This is a genomic window from Chondromyces apiculatus DSM 436 (assembly GCF_000601485.1).
GTDB lineage: Bacteria > Myxococcota_A > Polyangia > Polyangiales > Polyangiaceae > Chondromyces > Chondromyces apiculatus.
Genome location: NZ_ASRX01000018.1, coordinates 119,579 through 137,122, shown reverse-complemented (window position 1 = coordinate 137,122; position 17,544 = coordinate 119,579). Strand labels below are relative to the sequence as shown.

Here is a 17,544-nt window from a genome sequence, read left to right as displayed (position 1 = left end):
GGTGGTCACCGCGCCTCCAAGGAGCAGACCCATGAGCAAGAAACTCGAAGGCAAGGTCGCGGTCGTCACCGGCGGGACCACGGGCATCGGCCTGGCCTCGGCGAAGCGGTTCGTGGACGAGGGTGCGTACGTGTTCATCACCGGCCGCCGCCAGGCCGAGCTGGACGCCGCGGTGAAGAGCATCGGCGCGAACGTGACCGGCGTCCGCAGCGACGTCGCGAACCTCGCCGACCTCGACCACCTCTACGAGGTGGTGAAGCGCGAGAAGGGCCACCTCGACATCCTCTTCGCCAACGCGGGCGGCGGAGAGTTCGCCACCCTCGACGCCATCACCGAGGCGCACTTCGACAGGACCTTCGGCGTCAACGTCAAGGGCACCCTCTTCACGGTCCAGAAGGCGCTCCCGCTGCTCCGCGACGGCGGCTCCATCCTGCTCACCGGCTCCACCGCCGGCAGCACCGGCAGTCCCGCCTTCAGCGTCTACGGCGCCACCAAGGCCGCGATCCGGAGCTTCGCCAGGAACTGGATCCTTGACCTCAAGGACCGCCGGATCCGCGTCAACACCCTCAGCCCCGGCCCCATCGACACCCCAGGGCTGCACGGGCTGGGAAAGACCGACGAGGAGGCCCACCAGTTCAAGGCGCAGATGGCCTCGGCCATCCCCCTTGCCCGCCTCGGCGATCCGGACGAGGTGGCCAGGGCCGCCGTGTTCCTCGCCTCCGACGACAGCAGCTTCGTGAACGGCGTCGAGCTCTTCGTCGACGGCGGCATGGCGCAGATCTGAGCGCGCCGCCCGCCTCCGAGCCCGCGAGGGCTCCGCGTCAGGGCCCGCAGGGTCAGCGTGGGGTCCTGGCGCCCCGAGCCGGCTTGCCCTGCGTCGCCGGCTTGCCCTGCGCATCCGGCTTGCTCCCGCCGGAAGCCTTGCCCTTCACGGCAACCTTTGCCCGGGAGCCCCCCGCGCGCAGCGCCTCCGACCGCGTGGCCGCCTGCGTAGCCGCGTGCGTGGCTGCGCGCGTGGCTACGTCGAAGAAAGCCACCATCTCGCGCGCGCACTCCGCGAGGTCCACCTGGTCGCCGTAGGTGACCCGCTGCAGCAGCACCGCGTCGATCGCGCCGCGGAGCATCATCGCCATCACCCGGTGGGAGAACGGCCGGAAGTCGCCCTCTTCCTCGCCCTGGCGGAAGATGCCCTTCATGTACTCGAACCCCGCTTCGTACGAGCGGGCGTCGAAGCGTTGCTGGCCCTCCGCGCTCCGCATGCCGGTCCAGATCTCCAGCAGGGTGATCGCGTGCGCGGGGTAGCCGCCCACGAAGGCGATGTTGCGCTCGATGTACACGCGCAGCTTGTCGCGCGCCGTGGGCTGCGCCTCCACCTCGGGGATGACCGTCTTCACTGCGAGGGTCATGATCTCGGTGAGGACCTGCTCGATGAGCTCGTCCTTGCCCGCGAAGTGGTAGGAGATGACGCCCTTGCTGATCCCGGCGCGCTCGGCGATGTGGGCGAGCGACGCCTGCGCGTAACCCTCCGAGGCGATGGTATCGATCGCGCACTGCACGAGCTGCGCGCGCCGGGCAGCCTCGATGAACGACCCGCTCTGGCCGGCCGATCTGGTCTTCGACGCCACGGCTAGCCCGTCGCACGGTCGGTCAGGAGCGTCAAGGAACCGCCCCCGGTGCCCCGCGCAGCCGGCAGATCCCGTCGCTCGCGCTCACAGCGCCTTTGCCAGCGCCTTCGCCACCGAGAGCATCACCGCGTCCCGGTTCGCGGCCGCGTTCGGGCCGCTCACCAGGTTCTTGTCCGCGACGGGGTTGGTGATGAACTCCATCTCGATCATGGCCGACCGGCACATCTCTCCGCTCAGCCCGACGCCCGGATCGCGCAGCACCCAGAGCGATTTGTGCTCCGTGTCCTTGTCCGCCTTCACGTTCCGGTTCCTGGCCTTGCTGTCGAAGACCTTCATGGCGGCGACGGCGGCCGCGCAGACCGCCTCCGCGAGCGCCTTGTCCTCCGCCTCGTTGGTCTGATAGCCGTTGCTCGTCGCCTTGTAGAACGTCTCCGTTCCGCGCACGCTCGCCGGGTCGAAGCCGTTGAAGTGAATGCTGAGGAAAATGTCCGCCTTGTGCTGCGTGGCGACGGCGAGGCGGGCGGCGGCCGACAGGTTGACGTCGGTCTCCCGGGTGAGGATCACCTGCACGTCGCAGTAGTTCTTGGAGGTGAAGATCTGCTTCACCTCGGCGCTCGCGAGCTGCTGCTTCAGGCTCTGGGCATACTGGAGGGTCAAGGTTTTCTCCAGGACCTTGGACGCGGACGTGGCGTTGTTCCAGGTGCTGCTTTGCTCGTCCGCGGTCCCCCCGTGGCCCGGGTCGATGACGATGACCCGCTTCTCCTGGCACGATTGCGTCGTCGCATTGACGTTCGCCGTGGCATTGTCCCCGGAGGTCGGGCTCGCTGGTACTTTCTTCTGGTCCGCCATCGCCGCCCTTCCTTTCAAGCCATCACCACGCGTCGAGCCATCGCCACGCGTCGAGCCATCGCCACGCGATCACAGCGCGTTCGCCAGCGCCTTGGCCACCGCGAGCATCACCGCGTCCCGGTTCGCGGTGGCCTGGGGGCCTTTCACCAGCGCCTGATCCACCGCGGTGTTGGTGATGAACTCGACCTCGATCAGCACCGACCGGCACATGTCCCCGCTCAGGCCGATGCCCGGGTCGCGCAGCACGTAGAGCGAGCCGTGCCCCGTCGCCGAGTCTGCCTTCGCGCCGCGGTCCTTGGAGCCGGCGCTGACGGCGCCGATGGCCGCGACGGCGGCAGCGTTGACGGACCTCGCGAGGGCCCTGTCCTCTGCCTCGTTCGTCTGATGCCCATTGCTCGACGATCGGTAGAACGTCTCCGTGCCGCGCGCGCTCGCCGCGGCGGCGCCGTTGAAATGGATGCTGAAGAAGATGTCCGCCTTGTTGGTCTTCGCCACGGCCACGCGGTCGGCGGCGGCCAGGTTGACGTCGGTCTCCCGGGTGAGGATCACCTGCACGTCGCAGTAGTTCTTGGAGGTGAAGATCTGCTTCACCGCGGCGCTCGCGAGCTGCCGCTTCAGGCTCTGCGCGTACTGGAGGGTCAGATCCTTCTCCATCACCCCGGACACCGAGGTCGCGTTGTTCCAGGTGCTGCGATCGGCGTTCGCGGTCCCCCCGTGGCCCGGATCGATGACGATGACCCGCTTCTCCTGGCAGCCTTGCTGCGTGGCACTCACGGGCGTGTTCGAGCCTTGCCCGGAGGACGGGCTCGCCGGCACCTGCGCGTTCGTCTTCGTCCCTGTCGCTGCCTTCGCCATCAGCGCTGTTCCTCGCGCGTGTCCCCCGCGCCATCGTCGCCCCACAGCGCGGCCACGCGCCAGAGCTCTCCGGCGACGCGCCCCGGCTCTGCATCTCCCCGCTCTTCCCGCGCGCCGAGCATCGCCTCGATCCAGGGGTGGACCGGGTCCTCGTCGCAGCGATGACCGAACACGAACATCAGCCCCGACACGAGCGCCACCGTCCGTGGCTCGCGCGCCCCCCACGCGGCCTCGACCCGCTCCCCGGCCCGGTCCACGAGCTGCCGCAGCGGCGCCTCGCCGACCCGGGCCACCTTCTCCGGGTGCATCTCCGCCATGCGCAGCAGGGCGTCCTCCGCGAGGCTGCCCGCCCTCGCCAGGCCCTCACCGCCCGCGAGTGCCGCCAGCCGCTCCAGAGACCTGCGCGTGCGCGCCGGCTCCTCCCCGCCGATCTCCTCCAGGTACGCGCACACCTCGCGGTGGAGCGCCTCGGCCCGGTACGACTGGCCGAGCCCCGCCTCGCCCAGCGCCTCCGCGGCCCACGGAACCTGGGGATCGCTGTCGAAGCCGCTCCCGAGCAGGAAGGTGAGGTCCACGTAGAGCCGCGCCGGCCCGCGGTGGGTGAAGCCGTGACGCGAGGCTCCCTCCAGGGCGCCCTGGATGGCGCGGCGCAGCGCAGCCTCGGAGAGCAGGCGGCACCGGTGCGGGGACGACTCCCGGCAGTGGCGCACCATCTCGTCCTCGAACTCCGTCAGCGCGATTTGCTCGAACGCCCTGACCTGCGTGTCTCGAACCAGGAACATGAGCGCTCTCCCAACTGCCGCCAGGTTAGCCCCGACGTTGGCACCCGAGGAAGCCCGCGTGTGTGCCGCGTGTGCCGGTGGTGGGGCTCAGTGCCTGTCGAGGAAGGTGCGGAGGGCCCGGGTGATGGCCGCGGGCTCCTCGACGCTCGAGGTATGGCCGGCGCGGGGGATCTTCACCAGCTTGGCCCCGGAGATGGCGCGCGCGGTCTGCTCGGCGCGGGCAGGCACGATGGCGCGGTCCTCGGTGCCATGGAGCACGAGGGTCGGGGTGCGGATGGCCGACAGCTCTGCGAGGACCGGGGCGCGCCCGGTCACGGTGGCGAGGGCCGCCTCGGTCCGGTTCACGTCGAGGGCGCCCAGCGCGTCGGCCATGCGCTGCCGGATGGCGCCGCGGTTGGGGTCGCGCAGGAAGGTCTGCCCGAACATGATCCGCATCACGGCCGGCACCAGGGGCCCGAAGCCGGCGAGGCGCGCGAAGAGCACCATGGCGCGGTACTTGGGGACGTTCCAGCGCGGCTCGGCGTCGGCGGCGCTCTGGATCAGGGTGAGGGAGCGGAGCAGCTCCGGGCGCCGCAGGGCGAGGCGCAGGCCGACGAAGCCCCCCATGGAGAGGCCGACGAAGTGGCAGGGAGAGGCCCCGAGGCGCGCGAGCAGCGCCTCCGCGTCGGCGGTGAGGGTCTCGATGTCGTAGGGCACGGGAGAGGTCTGGCTGCGGCCCTGGCCGCGGTGGTCGTAGGCGATGCAGCGGTAGCCGCGGGAGTCGCCAGCGTTTTCGGAGAGCGCCTCGACCTGCGCCTCGTACATCCGCCCGCTCCAGAGCAGGCCATGGGAGAACACGACGGGGACGCCCGTCCCGCGTTCCTCGTAGTGGAGATCGACGCCATTGCAGTGCAGTGTCGGCACGGGCGCAGTCTAGACACCCCACCGGAGCCGCGTACAGCCTCGCCGCCCGGGGCTCATGCCTCTTCGCCCTCGCCCTCGCCGTCCTCGGGGACGGGAGGCGGCACCTCCACGAAATTGCGGCGGAGGAGGCGGGCGACGAGTGCAGGCTCGGTCATCGTCACCAGCTTGTGCACGGACACCTCTCCGGGGCGCAGCGCGACGAGGAACCGCGCGGTGGTCCCTCCCGCGATGGCGGCCTCGGCGACGAACCGGTGGTCCCCCTCGTCGATGGCCCGCGACACCCGCTCCAGGATGAAGCGCATGGCGTCCTCGTCGTCGTAGTCGACGGGGAGATCGAACGCCTCGTCCTCGCCGCCGTCGAAGTGGCTCTCACCTTCGAGGATGGCGCGGATCTCGTCCCCCTCGCGCGCGAGCGTCACGGTGGCCATCGCGCGGTAGGGCAGCGCCACGGCCTGCCCGAGGGCCCCCTCGGGGCGCTCGTCCACCTCCGCGGCGGCCACCGCGCCGCCCCGCGCCCGGTAGATCCGGTAGACGCGCGAGCGATCCTCCACGAGCGCCTCGGCGATGAGGTCCGGCCTCTCCGCCGCGAGCTTGCGCAGCCCTTCCGCGAAGGCCTGCGCCGTGAGGTCACGCGACGAGAGGCCCTGGTTCGCCCGGCGCAGGACGGCCTGCAGCGCGGGCGTCGCCTCCCCGTAGTGCCAGTCGATGCAGGTCCTGCGGAGGTGGTAGGGCATGGGCGCCTCATACCACGGGCCGTTCTCGTGGGACGGCGGTGGGCCCTGCGGGCAGCTCAGTCCAGGTAGGCGGGGAAGCGGGGGAGCTTCGCGAGGTCGTCGGGCTCGTGCTGCACCAGGAAGCGGGCGTGGGTGGCGCCGACCCGTGCGGCGAGGCGATCCATGGACTTCACGGACTCCGCGCGGTCGGTGTTGAAGGGCGGCGTGCGGCGGTGCTCCCAGTTGCCGTGGGTGTGGCACGCGTCGCCGGAGATGATCACCGTCCCCGCGCGCTGGAGCTTGAGCACCAGGCTCTGGTGGCCAGGGGTGTGGCCCGGCGTGGGGACGATGGTCACCGCGCCGTCGCCGAAGACGTCCGCCTCGCCGTCGAGGAGCTTCGTCTTCACGGAGCGGTAGGAGGTGTACTGCGCCGGGTTGTACCCCGCGGGCGCCGGCTCCTTGGTCGCCCAGTCGAGCTCGCGCCGGTTCACGATCCAGGTCGCGCCGGGGAACATGTTGGCGTTGCCCGCGTGGTCGACGTGCATGTGCGAAAAGGCCACGTACTGTACGTCGGCGGGGGTGATCCCGAGCTGCCCGAGCAGGTCGCGCAGCGGCGTCTGCAGGCTGAACCGGATGCCCACCTTCCTGTCCACGAGGACGCCGTCCTTGCTCTTCGCGATCTCGTCGCCCACGCCCGTGTCCCAGAGCATGGTGCCGCGCGGGTGGCGGACGACGTAGCAGGTCGCGACCAGCGTCCTCGGGCCGCCGTCGTCGCCGAAGTACGTCATGTCCTGGATGTCGGCGCGGCCGCAGTCGAGCGCGTAGAGCCGCACCGAGGCGGCGGCCGCCTCACCCTGCGCAGGCCCTCCTGTGGTCGCCCCTGGCCCTGCTTGCGCTGCCGCCCCTGCCGCCCCTGCCGCCCCTGCCGCCCCTGCCGGCTGCGCTGCCGTCGCCTGCGCCGCGGCGCCTGACGCGGGTGCAGCCTCCGGCGCGGGCCCAGGCTCCGACGAAGGCGCCGGGGTGCCGCTCCCGCAGGCGGACAGGAGCACGAGAGAGAGGGCAGTCAACCACCGTTCGAGAGAGGTCATGGGTCCTCGCTTCACAGCCTCGCTGGCCGTCATCCGGCAGCCATCGAGAGGCGCGGTCGCAGATGTCGTCCGCAGATGTCGTCCGCAGATGTCATCCGCAGATGTCGTCCGCAGATGTCGTCCGCAGATGCAGGAACCCTACTGTGGAGGCCCGGTCCCTGGTGGCGGCAAGATGTCCCCTCAGTGTAGAGAGGGTGGAACCAATCGCGACGGGCTCCGGGCCCTGTCGGAGGAGGGCGCCGTGCATGATCGGTTGAGCGGGGTCGTCACCTTCGTCCAGGCTGCCGAGGCCGGGAGCTTCGCCCTCGCCGCCCAGCGCATGGGCCTGTCGCGGTCCGCCGTGGGCAAGAGCATTGCCCGGCTGGAGGAGCAGCTCGGCGTGCGGCTCTTCCACCGCACCACCCGCAGCCAGAGCCTCACCGACGATGGGCAGGGCTTCTACGAGCGCTGCGCCCGCGCCCTGGCCGAGCTGGAGGCGGCCGAGGCGGCCCTGGACTCGGGGCGGCGCGCGCCCTCCGGGAAGCTCAGGGTGAGCGTCCCCGCGCTCTTCGGGCGTCGCTGCGTGGCCCCCATCCTGCTCGACCTGGCGCGGCACCACCCGCAGCTCGAGCTGGAGGTATCGCTCACCGACCGGGTCATCGACCTCGTGGAGGACGGCATCGACCTCGCCGTGCGTGTCGGTCCTCTCGCCAGCAGCGCGGGCCTCATGTCGCGGCGGCTGGGCACCCAGGTGATGGTGGTCTGCGCCGCGCCCTCGTACCTCGCCGAGCGTGGCACCCCGACCACCCTCGCCGATCTCGACCTGCACCAGAACATCGCTTACGGGCGCGACTCGGGGATCGTGCAATGGCGCTTCGCCGACGCCGGGGGGCGCGAGCGCACCACCGCCATCAAGAGCCGCATCCGCTTCGACGACCTGGAGGTGATCGCCGACGCCACGCTGGCGGGGGCGGGCATCGCCTGGCTGCCCTGCTGGCTGGTCGCCGATCGCCTCCGGGAGGGCACGCTGGTGCGGGTGCTCGCCCGGGAGAAGGGCCTCGGCTGCGACATCCACGCCGTCTGGCCGCAGACACGGCACCTGACCTCGAAGGTGCGCACGGCCATCGACGCGCTCGCAGCGCGCGTCCCTGCGCTCCTCGCCGCCACCGCCTGCTGATCGCTCCGCGCCCGGCGCTGAAGCGGCTTGTCTCCCGGAGCAGGGTGGCGAAGATCAGCCGGTGGAAATCGAGTTCACCCCGCAGGGCGTCTTCGCCGGTCTCCTGGCCCAGGTGATCGTCTACGGCCTCGGTGGGCTCGTCCTCGGCGGCCACCTGGTCTTCGTGGTGCATCGCTGGCTCACCCACCGCCGCGCCGAGATCCTGGCGCGCGCGGCCGAGTCCAGCCTGCCGCCGCTCAAGGGGGGCCCCATCGCCCTCCACGGCGCCGTGGAGACCGACGACGACACGCCCGCGTTCACCCTCACGATCCAGGAGATGGGCCGCGAGTGGCTGCAGAAAGAGGTGTGGCATCACGAGTGGAAGGAGAGCACGCGCTGGCTCGTGACCCGCCCGTTCACCCTCCGCCTCTCCAGCGGCCAGGGCGTGCGGGTCATCCCCGACGCGAAGGTGATCTACATCGACACCCTGGAGGCGCGCCTCCTCGATCACCTACACCACGCGCGACAGGGGAGGCCAGCGCACGCACCGCGCGGTCCAGGTCCGCTACAAGGGCGCGGGCGGCAAGACGTGGGAGGCCTCCGGCGAGATCCACGAGAGCGCCCACCACGCGGTGACCTACGGCAACACGAAGACGCTGCCTTTTCTGGTCTCACCGAGGAACCCCGCCGTGCACAACGCCGGGACCCGGCCGCTGCTGCCGCGCTTCCAGGCGTTCGGGGTGGTCGTGGCCTCGGGGGTTGCCCTGCTCGTGTTCTGGCTGCTGCGCGACCGCGCGAAGCCCTGGTACGAGCAGTCACGCATCGTGGCGCGGGGCAGGGGCATGCTTGCCCAGAGCACCCGCTTCTGGCCGTGAAAAAAGAACGGCGCCTTGAAAGAAACAGGGTGCATCGTGCGAAGGGAGAGTGAGCACCTGCCGCGTCGCCCGCAGCCCTCCTGGAGTTTTTCTGCCCATGACCGCTTCCCCTCGTCCTCTCTCCCGCGCTGAGCGGCCCTCCCTCCATCCCTGGGCTGTGCGCCTCGCCGGCCTCTCCCTGATGCTCTGCGCTCCGGCGTGCATCACCCAGGGGAGCGGGATCCCCGCGGTCCAGGCCAGGTCCATCGGCGGCGTCCACACCCCCGCGTTTCGCGCCATCACCCTGGAGGGGAGTATCGACGCCCACGTCACCATCGATCCCAGGATCTCGGTGGTCGTCCGGTGCGACGACAACCTCGTGCCCCTCATCCGCACCGACCTCCGCGGCGAGGAGCTGGTCATCGACGTGGACGACAGGGTCCTCGGCATCTCTCCGAAGGTGCCCTGTCGCGTGGACGTCACCACCCCGGACATGGCGCGCCTGCGCGTGCACGGCTCGGCCGAGGCCAGGGTCACGGGCGCCTCGCCGCACCTCGCCGAGGTGGCCCTGAGCGGCTCGGGCAACGTGGACATCGCCTCGCTGCAGAGCGACGCCCTCACCCTTGATCTGAGCGGCTCGGGCGAGATCCGGGTGGCGCGCCTCGACGCCCAGCGGGTGGATCTGAGCACCAGCGGCTCGGGAGACATCACGCTCGGAGGCCGCACGGCGCACCTCCGGGTCGCCACCTCGGGCAGCGGTGACATCGAGGCCATTGCGCTCTCCGCGGAGAGCGCCGAGATCACCGTCAGCGGCTCGGCCAGCGTGCGCCTCACCGCCCACCGCTCGGCGCGCGCCAGGATCTCGGGCTCGGGGGACATCCACGTGGCCGGCTCGCCGCCCGAGCGCCACGGCAGCTCCTCCGGCTCGGGCGACATCACCTTCGACTGACGCACCGAGGAAGGCGGGTGGCCTGGCGCTCCGGGGGTACGCTCTGCGGCGCCGTCCGGCAGGAGCGCTACGCCTTCGCCGCCGCCTCTGCCTCGTGCTTCAGGTACTCCGCATACGCGACGCTGAACTCCAGCGCCTTGCGGAACTCGTCGGAGCGGCGCGACAGGGCCTCCGCGACCGCCTCCTTGCCGACTTCCACGAGGGCGAGGACCTGCGGCCGCCGCGGCAGCCGGAACCGGGTGTGGTCGTGGAAGAGGATGGTGACGATGGTGCCGAGAGGCGCCTCGTCCTGCGCCCCCTTCGCCGGCCGGATGGTGCTCCACATCCAGCGTTGCTGGTCGCTCTCGTCCGCGTTGCCCCACTCCCGCGAGATGTCGAACTCACCCGGGAGCTTCGGCGTGGCCCGCAGCCCGGCCTGCCTCAGCGCCTGGTGCACCGGCTTGAACAAGAGGTCCGCGTACACGCCATAGGCCTGGTCTCCGGACCGTTCGTACACGTACCCCAGCCTGTCCTGGTGGGTATCGAGCAAGGCTGCCCAGCTCTCCTCGACATGGCGCTCGATGGCGCGTCCCAGCGCCTGAACGTCGCTCTTCTCGCTCCCCGTGAGTCCCATCGCGTTCGATTCCATGGACGCCTCCTTCATTGCAGCAGCCCGCCATTCACGGTCTGGCTCAAGGCCTTTCCCGGCCGTGGCCCCGCTCCTGTCGCGCTGCACGTCTCTTCAGACACGCCGCAGGCACACCCCCGCCCTCGACCATCGTCCAGCGCAATCCGGGCGCCGGTCGAGGGGGTCGGGAGGATGAGCAACCGCGCTCCCAACGTCGAGCGAATTCGACGCCCACAGGGCATCCATGAAGGGCTTTTGTCGTGCTGTGGAGGCTCCGTGCCGCCGGACGACGAAATTACATAGGCCCAGGAGTTGCTATGGGCAGGCCACGGCGCCGCGTCTTCATGGCGGTGCGGCCCGCGGGCGTGACAGCGAAAGAACCCTGTGCCCATACCTTCATGTCGCTATGGGTAGGCATGGGCGGGGAGGGTCTCCGCGGCGCCGGCCGAGCGCGTGGCGTGGACTGCACCCGATGCCGCACGAGCCGCGTGCGTCTTCCGCGGCCACCCGGCGTGGCTTGCATGCACGAGGTGGCGCGGCGAAGATCGAACCATGCTGGAACCCACGCCGTGGAGCACCTGGGTCGGTCCCCTGGCCGTGCTGATCGTGTACGGCATCGGGGGGCTCGGCCTCGGGGGCCTCTTCCTCTTCGCGGTGTACCGCTGGATCGCCCATCGCCGCGCCGAGGCCCTGGCGCGCGCTGCCGAGAGCCGTGAGCCGTCGCTCGAGCCGGGATCAATCTCTCTCTGCGGCACCGTGGAGACCGACGACGAGACGCCTGCCCTCACCCTCACCCTCCTGGAAGCGGGCAGCGAGTGGCAGTCGAAGAACTCCTGGCACCACGCGTGGAAGGAGAGCGAGCGGAAGCTCACCACCCAGCCGTTCACGCTCCGCCTCTCCAGTGGCGAGGCCGTGCGCGTGCTCCCCGACGACAAGGTGATCTACGTCGACACCCTGGAAGCGAGCCTCTTCAACGCCACCACGCGCGAGCGAAAGGCGACCCTCATCCACGGCGAGCGAGCCCGCGTCGACGGGGTGCTGTCGAAGAGGCCCACGGAGCGGAGCGCGGGCGTGTACCGCGCGGGCGAGGCCCCGCTCCCCGAGGTGCGCGCCGGGCTCACCGAGCGGCTGCAGGTGGTCGTGGGGGGGCTCGCGGACAGGCACCAGATCTGGGCGCGGTGGTACAGGAGCGCAGCGCTCTACCTGGGCATCGCCCTGGCTGCCATTCACCTCGGCATCTGTCACGAATACCACCTGCTGACCTTCACGGGTCACGTCGTCGACGCGGACGTGGTCGGGCACCACAGCTACACCACGACCTCCGAGAAGGAGCTGCAGTCGCACTACATCGTCAAGGTCAGCTACAAGGATGAACGCGGCCAGATGCAGGCAGCGTCCGACGAAGTCAGCCTCGACGCCTACAACGCGGTGGTCCGCGGAGAGCTCAGGTGGATGCCATTCCTGGTCGCGCCAGCATTCCCCTCCGTACACGTGCCGGGGACCGAGCCAGGACTGTCGCGCTTCGGGGCCCTGAGCGTGTGCGTGTTCAGCGCCTTCGTGCTGTTGATGTTCCGGCACCAGCGCCGCCAGAAGACGCCCTGGTACGAGCAACACCGCGTGATGGAGGAGGGCACGGGCAAGCTTGCCGACAACGTCTCCCCCGCCGCGCCCGCCGCACCCGCCGCACCCGCCGCACCCGCCGCACCCGCCGCGCCCTGACCGGAGGGCGGCGGGAAGGACACTGCCCCGCAGGCCAGCCACGCAGAGCACCACGCTGCCCGTTCCGTCCCGCATCTGCAGACTGGCCGCCTTCCAGCCGCCGTCGTGCTTTCCCCGAACCACCGCCTTGCCTGCGGGGAATGCGGAAGGGAAAATCTCCTCCCATGCCGGACGTCAGCCAGTGGTCCCCCTTCAGCGCCGACACCCTGGTCGTGTACGGCCTCACGGGTGTGGTGCTCGGCGGGACTGTCCTCTTCGCCATCGCGCGCTGGTTTGCCCACCGCCGCGCCGAGGCCCGCGCCCGCGCTGCCGAGTCCAGCCTCCCCCCGCTCGATCCCGGCCCGATCAGCCTGTACGGTATCGTGGAGACCGACGACGACACGCCTGCCCTCACCCTCACCCTCCGGGAGACGGGCCGCGAGTGGAAGAACAAGGCGTGGGAGTACGAGTGGAAGGAGGACTCCCGCGACCTCGTCACCCACCCCTTCACCCTCCGCCTCTCCAGCGGAGACGCCGTGCGGGTGCTCCCCGACGAGCGGGTGATCTACAGCGACGCCCTGGAAGTGCGCCGCTTCGAGGGCACCCAGCGCGAGCGCGTGGCGACCCTCGTCACCGGCGAGCTCGCGCGCGTCGACGGCGTGCTCTCCACGCGGCAGCCCGGGCGCAACGAGGGCGTCTACCGCGGCGGCTCGCCCTCGATCCCCCTCGTCCGTGCCGGCCTCACCGAGGCCCTGCGCGTCACCGTCGGCGGGCGCGGCAAAAGCCACGGACACTGGGCCCGCTGGTACGGCGTCGCCGCCCTCGCGCTCTCCGCCGCCTTCGCCGTGCTCCACCTCGGCTTCCTCCGCACCTACCACGCCCTCACCTTCACGGGCCGCGCCATCGAGGCCGAGGTGATCCGCACCGACGTCTCCTACCGCGCGCACGAGGGCCCCGGCCACACCCGCCACGACGCCACCATCCGCTACCGGGACGTGGACGGCGCGGAGCACACCGCAGTCGTCGAGATCAGCCCGAGTGCCTACCAGTCCTCGATCGACGGAGAGCTCCGCACGCTGCCCCTCGTGTTCATGCCCGACGACCCCTCCCTGTTCACCGTCGGTTCCCGACCGATGCTGAACGTCCCCCTCGCATTCGCCGCCGTGATGATGTCCGCCGCGATGCTCGTCATGTTCTGGCTCGGCCGTGAGCGGGCCAAGCCCTGGTACGAGCAGCGCCGCGTGGTGGAAAGCGGCAAGGGCCGGCTCACCACGAGCATGCTCCGGGAGAAGCCTGCGATCGTCCTCTGACCCCCGCCTCCGGCCACCGCCATTGACGGGGCCAGACCCCTCTGCGAGCCTCTCTGGACCATGCGGCAGCAGGCGTTCGAGGCCAAAGTGCTGGATCTGTGGACCCGGACCCGGATCCCGCTCACCCGCGCCAACCTCCTCGTCCACACCGGGGCCTCGCGCGCCCTGCTCGACCGCATGATGGACGAGATGATGAAGGCGCGCCTCGTCGAGCTCGACTCCGACGACGAGGGCGAGATCCTGTGGACCGTGCGGGGCGCCGCGCGGCCGCGCTCGGGCCCGGAGACCATCGCGGAGCTGGAGCGTCGGGAGCGCCTCGAAGGCGAGGTCGACCGCCTCACCTCGGGCGCCCAGCTCGCCCTCCGCGCGGCTGGCTTGCAGGCCAAGTCTCCCCCGGTCGAAGGCAAGAAGTCGCTGCTCGCCTCGGGCGTGCTCTCGTTCTTCTTCGGCCCCATCGGGTGGATGTATGCCGCGCCTCTCAAGGAGGCCATCCCGGCCATCATCGTCCACGTCCTCGTCTGCGCGATCCTCCCCAAGTTCTTCCTCGTGTACCTCTTCGGCATCCTCTGCCCCGTCTCGGCGATCGCGGGCATCCTCTACGCCTGGAGCTACAACCACGAGGGCCGGCGCACCCCGCTCTTCGACCGCGCCCGGCGCGCCCTCCCGCCGCTGCGCCCCCGCTGATCCAGGCGCGCGGAGGGCGCCTCAGCCCTGGAGGCTCGACCCCAGCCCGGTGATGCCGGAGCCGTCCCGGGGTTCCCTCAGGGTGAGACCGGCATGAAGACGAAGGAGTCGTTCTTCGAGCCGGTTCCGGACAAGTTGCAACTGTCGAGGAGGGGTCCTGCTCCGCTGTCGGAGCTGGCGCTCTGGATGTGCAGACAAAGATGCGAGCTGAGGGCGGTGCCGTCGTTCGGAGACCGAATGGTCATGCCTTCCCAGGGGTGCTGTGCCGGCGCCCAGAAGAATTTCTGGTAGCGCGGCAGATCTGGGAGGCAGGTCTGCTGTTCGACGTAATTGCCCATCGCATACCAGAACTTCTCTCCCAGAGACGAGACGAAGTTCACCCTCATGGCGGCGCATTTTCCGGTGAACGTCGTGAGCGTGAAGAGCGGGATGGTGTACGTGACCCCGAAGAGGATGACGTTCGTCTGGCCGACCGTGGTCAACGTGAAGCGCTGGCTGGCGTTCTGGGGATCGCAAGGGAACTGCTGGATCGGCGCTCCGTCGCTGGTGCTGGCGTTCTTGACGGCGAGGCATTTGCCCGAGTGCAGCGCCTTGATCATGTAGGTGCCGTTTCCGGGCGGTGATGCCAGCGAGCCCGCGTGGGCGGGCGCGGCGGGGCAGAAGCTGGTGGCCGCAGCGGCGAGCGCGGGAACGGCGAATCGGAGCAGGGGGCGATCATCGCTTCGAAAGAGAGAGAGCATGGTTCCTCCAGGAGGTCTCGGACGTGGACAGGTGCGCGGTAGGCGCCAGAGACATGTATGCCGGGCAGCCCCGTTCGTCAGGGATTGACAGGCGCTTCGGAGACAGCGAGCCAGGATCATCCACGAGGGCCTCATGGTCCCTCGCATGCGTCCCAGTGTCGCTACCTCTGGTGGCGCTGCCGCATCGAAGCGCCGTTCATGGTAAGCACTCTGCTCCATTCAAGTCGCGGATGTTCGGCGCGAACCCGAACCCGAACCCGAACCCGAACCCGACAGGAGAGACAGCGATGATGCAATCCAACCCCAGGCGCCTCTTCCCCCTCACGAGCGCGATACTCTCGACGCTCGCCGGATCTCTGCTGATTGCAGGGTGCGGCGGCGCTGTCGATGATCTCGATGCGGTCAGCGACGACGGCGCGCTGATGGACGAGGAACCCGAGAACGGAGCCGTGCCCCTCCCGCTGCCAGAGGAATCAATCAACAACATCATCGGCGGCTCCCCGGCCATTGCTGGGCAATACCCCTACATGGCTTCGTTGCGCGCCAGCTTCAATCCCACTTTCCACATGTGTGGCGCCGTATTTTACAACGCGCGCACGCTGATCACGGCGGCCCATTGCGTTAAAGGCGTGCGAGCCCTCGTCGCCTACCACGGGAGTCTGCAACAGTCCGGGAGCCTCATCAAATCCTCGAGCAAGATCATCATCCATGAAGGTTACGACTCCTGGACGCTCGACAACGACATCGCGCTCGTACACCTCAGCTCCGCCGCCGCGAACGTGACACCCGTCTCGCTGCCCGCTCAGGGGAGCGATCCGGCCTCTGGAGCCCTGGTCTGGGTCGCCGGTTGGGGGGCGACGAGCCAGGGAGGCCCGAGCTCGGTCAACCTCATGCATGTCGATGTCCCCATCATCGGCCGGACGACCTGCCAATCGATCTATGGTTCTTCGTCGGTCAACAACAACATGATCTGTGCGGGGTTGGCCGAGGGGGGCAAGGACACGTGCCAGGGCGACAGCGGCGGTCCCCTCGTCGATGAGACCAGGAGCCAGTTGCTGGGGATCACGAGCTGGGGGTACGGATGCGGCCAGCAGAACCGTCCCGGCGTCTACACCCGCGTGGGCAACTATGTGAGCTGGATACAGCAGAACGCCTTGTGAGCGCCCGCTCGAGGCGTCAATTCAGCATGTTCGCATCAATCCAAGCGAGATGAGTTCCAGGGCGATCGGGGCGGTCCCACCGACGTGATCGCCCCGGCTGGTGTCTGGATGCCCCCGGGTGTCAGTCCCAGCGGCTCGTCAGGTTCAGCGTCCATTGCCGCAGGAGGCCCACCTGCGCGCCTGCCGCATTGTCGATGAGCAGCCGCCACCGGCCATTCACCATGTCGTCGCGCGAGATGCCATTCGTCACCTCCAGGTGGCTCTGGAACGTCTGCCCCGGCGACGCCGGCCCGTCCCACAGCAAGGCCTCGGTCCCGTTCGGATCCACCAGCCGGAGGCGCAGCGCGTGCATGTTCGGGTGGTCGATCGCCACGACCACCTCGAGATCCACGGGCACCGTCGCCTGCCCCTGCACGATGACGCTGGACTCCACCGGCGCCGAGGTGAAGGCCGGGATGGTGACGTCGGTCGGGTTGGTCAGCGAGTCCGCCATCCAGCCCGGCAGGCAACTGAAGTAGCTGGAGCAGAACAGCCCCGAGCCGCAGGCCGTGGTGTCGCACGAGTACCCCTCGCCAGGGATGGGCGTCAGGTCGCGACACCGCCCCTGGGAGCTGGACCCGTCGTGCGGAATCCCCACGCAGTGCAGCCCGGCGCCGCACTCCACGGTCCCCGCGCAGAGATCCCCGGGCACCGCGTTGATCAGGGCCGAGCGGATGTTCATCATCGACTGCGGCCCCACGTAGGGCACCCGCGCGAGCGCCGGCAGGTCGGAGAGCACCCGCCCGCCGAGGATGCCATTCACCGCCTGGTTGGTCAGGCCCACGGTGCCGCCGAGCCGCGCCGCGCTGGCCTGGTTCACCAGCGCGAGCGCGCGCCGCCCCTCGGCCGCCGTGAAGGTCACCCCCTCGAACGTGCCCAGGCAATCCCCATCCGCGAGCGGGATCCACCACGTGGCCCGGGCATGGTCCACCAGATCGAGGATGGCCGCGGCATTCACGTAGGCAATCGCGTCCACCCCTGCGACGGAGGTGAAGGGCTGGTCGTCCGCGGTGCCGAGCACCCCGTCCGGCCCATTGCGGTGGTTCACCAGCCCCGCCGCGGCCCGCGCATCCAGCGCCACCTGGTCATCGAGCACCGCCAGCGTCGCCGCCGCGCTGTTGAGGAAATCGAGCATCCCGAGCGCCTCGATCGACCCCTCCGCCGGCACGCCCCCCCCGCACGCCCCGAGGCCCTGCTCCGCCTCGGAGACACCCTCCGAGACCCCCTGGTCGAGCGGATCGCCCCCATCGACCTCATCGACCTCCAGCGGCGCACAGGCAGAAGCGAGGAGAACCAGCAGACCCGCAGCGACAGTTTGTCTCATGCGCTTGCCTTTACCCGACCCGCCCGTCGAGATCTGCTCCAAGCCGCACGCGCCTCCTCGTCGTCACGCCATGGTCACCGCCCCGCTTCGACACACCCCGTCCACACCCCGCCCACACCCCGCCCACACCCCGCCCACACCCCGCCCACACCCCGCCTACACCCCGCCCACACCCCGCCTACACCCCGCCCGGACGGCATGCGGTGTTGTACGTTGGTGAAGGACCCCT

18 protein-coding genes are annotated in these 17,544 nt (G+C 70.1%); 8 read left to right on the top strand and 10 right to left on the bottom strand.

Annotated features, from left to right (window positions below):
- The first annotated feature begins 31 nt into the window (after nucleotides 1–31).
- Entirely contained in the window at nucleotides 32–784 is a 753-nt protein-coding gene (locus CAP_RS13805; protein WP_044240775.1) for a glucose 1-dehydrogenase, read from the top strand.
- A 52-nt stretch (nucleotides 785–836) separates the two neighbouring features.
- Here the strand turns inward: CAP_RS13805 and CAP_RS13800 are convergent, their stop codons facing one another.
- From CAP_RS13800 to CAP_RS13770, 7 genes are all read right to left on the bottom strand, one after another.
- Nucleotides 837–1,625: a TetR/AcrR family transcriptional regulator gene (locus CAP_RS13800; protein WP_052375133.1), complete on the bottom strand. Its 789-nt coding sequence runs from the start codon at nucleotides 1,623–1,625 to the stop codon at nucleotides 837–839.
- 84 nt (nucleotides 1,626–1,709) lie between these two features.
- Nucleotides 1,710–2,474, bottom strand: a complete 765-nt coding sequence (locus CAP_RS13795) for an N-acetylmuramoyl-L-alanine amidase (protein WP_044240773.1) — start codon at nucleotides 2,472–2,474, stop codon at nucleotides 1,710–1,712.
- 69 nt (nucleotides 2,475–2,543) lie between these two features.
- Nucleotides 2,544–3,329: an N-acetylmuramoyl-L-alanine amidase family protein gene (locus CAP_RS13790; RefSeq protein WP_044240772.1), complete on the bottom strand. Its 786-nt coding sequence runs from the start codon at nucleotides 3,327–3,329 to the stop codon at nucleotides 2,544–2,546.
- On the bottom strand, nucleotides 3,329–4,111 hold the full coding sequence (locus CAP_RS13785) for a hypothetical protein (RefSeq protein ID WP_044240771.1): 783 nt from the start codon (nucleotides 4,109–4,111) through the stop codon (nucleotides 3,329–3,331). The genes CAP_RS13790 and CAP_RS13785 overlap by 1 nt, the downstream gene beginning before the upstream one ends.
- A gap of 87 nt (nucleotides 4,112–4,198) precedes the next feature.
- On the bottom strand, nucleotides 4,199–5,014 hold the full coding sequence (locus tag CAP_RS13780) for an alpha/beta fold hydrolase (RefSeq protein ID WP_044240770.1): 816 nt from the start codon (nucleotides 5,012–5,014) through the stop codon (nucleotides 4,199–4,201).
- 53 nt (nucleotides 5,015–5,067) lie between these two features.
- Entirely contained in the window at nucleotides 5,068–5,748 is a 681-nt protein-coding gene (locus CAP_RS13775) for a hypothetical protein (protein WP_044240769.1), read from the bottom strand.
- A gap of 56 nt (nucleotides 5,749–5,804) precedes the next feature.
- A complete protein-coding gene (locus CAP_RS13770; RefSeq protein WP_231511450.1) occupies nucleotides 5,805–6,815 on the bottom strand; it encodes an N-acyl homoserine lactonase family protein in 1,011 nt (336 codons plus the stop codon).
- Between the two features lie 241 nt (nucleotides 6,816–7,056).
- Here CAP_RS13770 and CAP_RS13765 point away from each other — a divergent pair, with 241 nt between their 5' ends.
- The 3 genes from CAP_RS13765 to CAP_RS44545 all read left to right on the top strand — a co-directional run bounded on the left by CAP_RS13765 (nucleotide 7,057) and on the right by CAP_RS44545 (nucleotide 9,753).
- Complete coding sequence (locus CAP_RS13765; RefSeq protein ID WP_044240767.1) at nucleotides 7,057–7,971, top strand: LysR family transcriptional regulator; 915 nt, start codon at nucleotides 7,057–7,059, stop codon at nucleotides 7,969–7,971.
- 668 nt (nucleotides 7,972–8,639) lie between these two features.
- The gene (locus tag CAP_RS13760) at nucleotides 8,640–8,825 is read left to right on the top strand and encodes a hypothetical protein (protein WP_156040770.1); all 186 of its coding nucleotides are present in this window, start codon (nucleotides 8,640–8,642) and stop codon (nucleotides 8,823–8,825) included.
- A 97-nt stretch (nucleotides 8,826–8,922) separates the two neighbouring features.
- A complete protein-coding gene (locus CAP_RS44545) occupies nucleotides 8,923–9,753 on the top strand; it encodes a head GIN domain-containing protein (protein WP_052375129.1) in 831 nt (276 codons plus the stop codon).
- Nucleotides 9,754–9,820: 67 nt separating this feature from the next.
- Here the strand turns inward: CAP_RS44545 and CAP_RS13750 are convergent, their stop codons facing one another.
- On the bottom strand, nucleotides 9,821–10,381 hold the full coding sequence (locus CAP_RS13750) for a DUF6022 family protein (protein WP_044240857.1): 561 nt from the start codon (nucleotides 10,379–10,381) through the stop codon (nucleotides 9,821–9,823).
- A gap of 531 nt (nucleotides 10,382–10,912) precedes the next feature.
- Here CAP_RS13750 and CAP_RS13745 point away from each other — a divergent pair.
- From CAP_RS13745 to CAP_RS13735, 3 genes are all read left to right on the top strand, one after another.
- Nucleotides 10,913–12,079, top strand: a complete 1,167-nt coding sequence (locus CAP_RS13745; RefSeq protein WP_044240763.1) for a hypothetical protein — start codon at nucleotides 10,913–10,915, stop codon at nucleotides 12,077–12,079.
- A 164-nt stretch (nucleotides 12,080–12,243) separates the two neighbouring features.
- On the top strand, nucleotides 12,244–13,368 hold the full coding sequence (locus CAP_RS13740) for a DEAD/DEAH box helicase family protein (protein WP_044240761.1): 1,125 nt from the start codon (nucleotides 12,244–12,246) through the stop codon (nucleotides 13,366–13,368).
- Nucleotides 13,369–13,428: 60 nt separating this feature from the next.
- Complete coding sequence (locus CAP_RS13735; protein ID WP_044240759.1) at nucleotides 13,429–14,052, top strand: hypothetical protein; 624 nt, start codon at nucleotides 13,429–13,431, stop codon at nucleotides 14,050–14,052.
- Between the two features lie 77 nt (nucleotides 14,053–14,129).
- Here the strand turns inward: CAP_RS13735 and CAP_RS52270 are convergent, their stop codons facing one another.
- Nucleotides 14,130–14,792, bottom strand: a complete 663-nt coding sequence (locus CAP_RS52270) for an RICIN domain-containing protein (RefSeq protein ID WP_044240757.1) — start codon at nucleotides 14,790–14,792, stop codon at nucleotides 14,130–14,132.
- A 230-nt stretch (nucleotides 14,793–15,022) separates the two neighbouring features.
- Between CAP_RS52270 and CAP_RS44540 the strand changes: the two genes are divergently transcribed.
- Nucleotides 15,023–15,952 (top strand): serine protease, encoded by a 930-nt coding sequence (locus CAP_RS44540; protein ID WP_052375127.1) that lies wholly within the window; start codon nucleotides 15,023–15,025, stop codon nucleotides 15,950–15,952.
- Nucleotides 15,953–16,073: 121 nt separating this feature from the next.
- Here the strand turns inward: CAP_RS44540 and CAP_RS13720 are convergent, their stop codons facing one another.
- Complete coding sequence (locus CAP_RS13720) at nucleotides 16,074–17,315, bottom strand: proprotein convertase P-domain-containing protein (RefSeq protein WP_156040769.1); 1,242 nt, start codon at nucleotides 17,313–17,315, stop codon at nucleotides 16,074–16,076.
- Nucleotides 17,316–17,544 lie beyond the last annotated feature (229 nt).